A 3377-nucleotide genomic window follows, 5' to 3' on the forward strand; every position below is an offset into this window, starting at 1 on the left:
CCGTCGTGGACCTCACCGATCTTGTAGCTCACACCGGTGTAGAAGAGGATCCGCTCAGTGGTGGTCGTCTTGCCCGCGTCGATGTGGGCCATGATGCCGATGTTGCGCACCTTGGCCAGGTCAAGTGTGGTGACAGACATAAGAATTCTTTCCTGGACAACTGGGGGAGCTCAGAGAGCCGGGGCGGGTGTGGGCTCCGGGGCGGGTCGCCCGCCCCGGAACGCCCACGGCCGGTTCACGCCTGCTTCGACGCGCCCGGGGGGAGGAAGAGCGCGGGGACGGCGGTGAGGGCCACGAAGAGCAGGGCCCACCAGAACACGGCGCTGAAGTCCGCCCGGGCGCCACCGGCCACGTAGACGTAGTGCTGCAGGAGCAGCGCGATGGTGGCGGTGCCGACCGCGCCGCCGAGCTGCTGGGACACGGCGTTCGCGGTCGTCGCCGCGGGGACGCTGGTGGTCGGCAGCGAGTGGTAGAGCGTCACCATGATGGGCGACGACGCCAGGGCGAGGCCGATGCCCTGCGCGAACAGGGCGACGAGCAGCAGGACGGTCACCTCGCTCGTGTCGGCCACGGCGAAGGTGGTGAGGCCCGCGGCGACCAGGAGGAGTCCGAAGAGCACGAGCGCGCGCGGGTTGCTCCTGGTGTCGATGACCCGGCCGACGAGCAGTACGGCGACCGCCGTGCCGACGCCCTGCGCCACCATGATGGTTCCCGCGCCCAACGGCCCCTTGCCGCCCGCCTGCTGGAAGAACAGCGGGACGAGGACGACGCCGCCGTAGAGGCCGAAGTTGTTCAGCAGCGTGATGGACGTGGACGCGGTGAACGCCCGGTCGCGGAAGAGCGAGAAGTCCACGACGCCGGGGGTCTGGGAGCCGACGGCCCGGATGCCGTGCGCGGCCAGCAGGGCCACGCCGATCGCGGCGGGCAGGAAGACCTGCGGGCTCGTAGCCGCGGTGCCCTTGGCCAGGTTGCTGAAGCCGAGGATGAGGGCGACGAGGCCGCCGCCCATGGTGAGCAGGCCGGCGACGTCGAGGCGACGGGGCGCCTCGCCCTTGGAGTTGGGCAGGGTGCGGGCGGACAGCACGATCACCGCGAGGATGATCGGCACGTTGAGGAAGAACGCCCACCGCCAGGAGAACTCCTGGATGAGCGTGCCGCCGAGCACGGGACCGAGCACCGGTGCGACGAGCAGCGGCACAGCCATCATCGTCATCATGCGGCCCATCTGGGCGCGGCCCGCGACCTCGACGACAATGATCCGCATCAGCGGGAAGAGCATGCTGGCCCCGAAGCCCTGCACGACCCGGAACGCGATCAGGCTGCCCATCGACCAGGCGGTACCGCACAGCAGCGAACCGATCAGGAAGACGGAGAGCGACGCGATCCAGGTGTGGGCCGCGCCGAAGCGCTGTGCCGCCCACCCGGTCGCCGGTATCACCGACGACATCGCGAGGAGATACGCCGTGGACGCCCACTGGGCGTCCGCGAGACCGACTCCGAAGTACTCGGTGAACGAGTGCATGGCCACGCCGACGATCGTGGTGTCGAGGAGGGCCACGAACGCGCCCACGGCCAGGACGAGTGCCACCACGACGGGCGAGCGCTCCGGCTGCGGAGCCGGCTCGGCCGATACCCCCTCCTTGGCGCTCGCGGTGCTGATCTCCTCGGACATGGCTTTCGCCTCTCTTTGCGCGATGGATGGGATGGACACGAGACTCTACCTAGGAACCCTTGGCACTTGCCTACTATACATAGGCACTGTTACGGTCAGGATCATGAAGGAACTGACCGACCCGGAAATCCGCGCCTCGTTCGTCAACTGCAGCAAGGGCGAGGCCTCCCGCCTCACGACGCCGCGGGATCTGTCCGAACTGCCTTGGGCAGACCTCGACTTCCTCGGCTGGCGGGACCCTGCCGCACCGCAGCGCAGCTACATCGTGGCCGAGCACGAGGACCGCCTCGTGGGCCTCGCCTTCCGCCTGCCGTCCCAACGGGGCAGCCTGCGGCACCAGTCCATGTGCTCGATCTGCCTGACGACGCACCAGGCGAGCGGGGTGACGCTGATGACCGCGCGCCGCGCGCGCCAGAGCGGCAACGGCGAGGACACGGTGGGCGAGTACGTCTGCAGCGACCTGGCCTGCTCCCTTTACGTGCGGGGCAAGAAGCGGACCCAGGTCGGGGGCCGCATGGAGGAGTCGCTGACGGTGGACGAGAAGGTCGAGCGCCTGCGGACCAAGCTCGCCGGCTTCCTCAACACGCTTCTCTGAGGGCCGCCCCGTCATCCCTGACGGAACAGCGCACGGTGTCAGATGCGGCGCATCGCGAGACGGAGGGGCGTCCGCGCACTTGACGCATTCGGGCGTCGCGACGAGCGGCGAGGCGCCGCAGCCGTCGGCGTGCGCCCGCCGAGGAGGACGGGACAGCCGTCAGCGGCCGGATCGGGGCGCGGGGCCCGGCTGACAGCCGGGCCCCGCGTACGGGTCGTCGATCCCGCCCCGGGCACGCGGCGCGTTGTCGAGCGCCTGCGCGAGGGCCTTGCGGTAGGCGGGCACCGCCCTCTCGTACAGCGCCATGCCCCGCTGGGTGATCCGGCCGCGCACCGTACGCCGGTCGCCGGGGCTCGGCATGCGGACCGCGAGGTCGTCACGGACCAGGCGGTCCACGACGCGGGACGCGGAGGAAGGGCTGAGCCGGACCTCCTGGGCGAGCTCGCTGATGCGCAAGTTCCCGTCGTTGATGGCTAGTTGCTCAAGCGCCAGATAGGCCGAGGGGGACAGTCCCAGTCGGCTCAGCTCGCGCGTCAGCGCCCTCTCGAAGCGACATCGCAGCTCCTCCGTGCGCTGCCACCAGGCCAGCTCCTGTGCGGACGCCTCACGAGCGCCGGAGCCGCGGACGGCGCCGCCCGGTTCGCGGGACGCCGACTCGACGGACACTCTGGGCGGCAGTCCCGTACCGCGCCGGTCGACACGGCCCTGGACCGCGCAGGACTCTCGGGCGGGCTGGCATGACGGGCCGTCACCGCGGTCAACCGGGTGGGGGCGACCGCTGACGGCGAGGACGACAGACGGTCCGGGATACGTGGTCACGGGAATCATCCATTCTCGGTCGATGCCGAGCAGGAGGAGCCTGCTCGCGGCCGGGCACCCGCCTCCCCGATGCGCTCGGAGGCCACGAGGTGTCCTGCGAGGAGAAAATCATTCCTTCGCAAAGGTTTCAAATTTGATCGGAGATCCCGATAGTGCCGTCGGCGCCACCCCCGGGCGCTCGCCCCGGGGGGGGGGGGGGGGGGGGGGGGGGGGGGGGGGGGGGGGGGGGGGGGGGGGGGGGGGGAGGGGGGGTGCAATCAACACACCACCCGTCGAACCCGCGCATCAATG

Annotated in this window: 4 protein-coding genes; 1 reads left to right on the plus strand and 3 read right to left on the minus strand. The window is 70.6% G+C overall.

Annotated elements, in window-relative coordinates; all coding sequences use genetic code 11:
* Nucleotides 1–140: GTP-binding protein (locus tag AC0682_RS30985; RefSeq protein ID WP_341625209.1), on the minus strand; the 140-nt coding region annotated here is incomplete at its 3' end.
* 95 nt (nucleotides 141–235) lie between these two features.
* A complete protein-coding gene (locus AC0682_RS30990; RefSeq protein ID WP_478536536.1) occupies nucleotides 236–1672 on the minus strand; it encodes a DHA2 family efflux MFS transporter permease subunit in 1437 nt (478 codons plus the stop codon).
* 103 nt (nucleotides 1673–1775) lie between these two features.
* Here AC0682_RS30990 and AC0682_RS30995 point away from each other — a divergent pair, with 103 nt between their 5' ends.
* Nucleotides 1776–2267, plus strand: a complete 492-nt coding sequence (locus AC0682_RS30995) for an FBP domain-containing protein (protein ID WP_478536538.1) — start codon at nucleotides 1776–1778, stop codon at nucleotides 2265–2267.
* A 159-nt stretch (nucleotides 2268–2426) separates the two neighbouring features.
* Here the strand turns inward: AC0682_RS30995 and AC0682_RS31000 are convergent, their stop codons facing one another.
* Complete coding sequence (locus AC0682_RS31000; protein WP_478536540.1) at nucleotides 2427–2933, minus strand: MarR family transcriptional regulator; 507 nt, start codon at nucleotides 2931–2933, stop codon at nucleotides 2427–2429.
* Between the last annotated feature and the right edge of the window lie 444 nt (nucleotides 2934–3377).

It is taken from the genome of Streptomyces sp. NPDC043746, assembly GCF_056436485.1.

Coding starts and splice junctions, on each gene's coding strand:
- AC0682_RS30990 (WP_478536536.1), bottom strand. CDS start 1,672: ATGTCCGAGGAGATCAGCACCGCGAGCGCCAAGGAGGGGGTATCGGCC.
- AC0682_RS30995 (WP_478536538.1), top strand. CDS start 1,776: ATGAAGGAACTGACCGACCCGGAAATCCGCGCCTCGTTCGTCAACTGC.